Raw genomic sequence first — 1951 nt, forward strand, 5'->3', positions numbered from 1 at the left:
ACGGATCAAGGAGATCTGCGAGACGCGTGTGCGCTACGGTTATCGCCGCATTCATGTGCTTCTGGACCGCGAAGGATGGGATATCAACATCAAGAAGGTTTACCGTATTTACAGGGAGTTGGGGATGCAGCTCAGGAACAAGACACCCAAACGACGAGTGAAGGCGAAGCTGCGTGATGATCGCGCAGAGGCTGTTGGTCCGAATGACGTCTGGGCTATGGACTTCGTGCATGACCAGTTGGCGACCGGTAAGAAGCTGCGGGTCTTGACCGTGGTAGACACCTTCTCGCGCTACGTGCCGGTGCTCGATTCTCGGTTCAGTTACCGCGGCGAAGACGTGGTTGCCACGCTGGATCGGATATGCCGCGTCACGGGTTATCCCAAGACGATCCGGGTCGACCAGGGGAGCGAGTTTGTCTCCCGCGACATGGACCTCTGGGCTTACCAGCGCNGAAGCGTTCAATGGCAAATTCCGGGCAGAATGTCTGAATGCCCGCTGGTTCCTGAGGCTTGCGGATGCGGCTGAAAAGTTGGAGACTTGGCGTAGATACTACAACGAGGAACGGCCACACAGCGCGATCGGCAACAAGGTCCCGATCNGAAGACTCTCGCCAAGAGCGGTAGAAGGTTCGGGGTCGGACCGACAGCCGGAAAAATCCACCTTCCGGCGGTCTAAAGTTGGGGAGCACTGCAAATCTGTTTGTCGCTGAATCGTTTCTTCGGTATCGGTGCACTCCTCTCCTGCCAGAAATGTACCCGAATTTCGCATTCGGTTCGGACCGGCTTCAGGGGGCAAGACCAAAAAAACGATCAGGGTGACAGGCTGGTTGTGTCCCAAATCATTGACGACGGCGAGCGAAACATGGGAGCCATTCTGGTTTTCGTTTTCCAGAACACGACCGCAGATAAAATCAATTGGGGAGGGCCAAATATCAGCTCTATTTCTTGATGTTGACGCAAACAATTCATAGTCTCGCCAACTTACAGTACGAAGCTTTATCTTGAAGGCGCAGCGCTTCGAGGGTGTGGGCGATGGAGACGTGGAGCTAGCTATGAAACTTTTTTTTCGGATAATGTCGACAGCCACGCTCGTTGTCGTTGTTGGTCTTTCAGCGGTATTTGTCGGAATTTACGCATCCAATGCGATCGCCGGCACTGACTACAGAGCACACAGCAGTCCAACCTTTGAAGATGGTTCGAAGTGAAGGCGAATTTTTGGGTACATTTCTGGCATGAGAGGTGAGCTACTCCCCATCTCTTGGGCAGGATCTGGCGTAAATTAAGCTACTCGTTGCACCTGCTGGTCGGGTTGGTTGATATCATTTCTCTGCCGGTAGACCAGCGCCGGAGGCTGGCCGCCCAATGCTGAATGTGGGCGCTGGTGGTTGTAGAAGGTCATCCATTTCCGGATGGCCGCCTTTGTCTCTAATCCTTTTTCCCAGGCATGCAGGTAGACGCATTCGTATTTCAGGGTGCGCCACAGCCGCTCGATGAAGATGTTGTCGAGGAATCGGCCTTTCCCATCCANTAGGACAGAACCTTGCGGGTGTGCCAGTCCATGATCGCCACGAGGTAGAGGAACCCACGCCGCATGGGCAGGTAGGTGATATCCGAGCACCAGACCTGGTTCGGACAATCCACGCGCAGCCCTTTCATAAGGTAAGGATAGGTCTTGTGTCCTTTCGCCGGCCTGCTCGTGTTGGGCTTCTGGTAAATCGGCATCAGCCCCATGAGGCGCATTAGCCGGNGCGTTCACCAGATGCCCGTCGTTGCGCAGGTGCCAGGTCATTTGCCGGACACCGAAGAACGGCGTCTCCAGGAACTGCTCGTCGATCTGCCGCATCAGGCCGAGGTTCAGTTTGAACCGCCCCGGATTTGCCGGAGGCCGTTTGGTTTAAGCTACGCGGCCATGGATTCAGTTTCCAGAGCTGCGTAGAAGTTGGCTTCGGCC

2 pseudogenes are annotated in these 1951 nt (G+C 55.1%); one reads left to right on the plus strand and one right to left on the minus strand.

The features are described from left to right. A pseudogene (locus GQE99_RS06640) lies at window positions 1-599 on the plus strand (DDE-type integrase/transposase/recombinase); the annotation flags it as partial. A gap of 680 nt (window positions 600-1279) precedes the next feature. Here GQE99_RS06640 and GQE99_RS06645 read toward each other — a convergent pair. Further along, window positions 1280-1855, minus strand: a pseudogene (locus GQE99_RS06645) (transposase); the annotation flags it as partial. Window positions 1856-1951 lie beyond the last annotated feature (96 nt).

It is taken from the genome of Maritimibacter harenae (assembly GCF_009882975.1).
Classification (GTDB): Bacteria; Pseudomonadota; Alphaproteobacteria; order Rhodobacterales; family Rhodobacteraceae; genus Maritimibacter; species Maritimibacter harenae.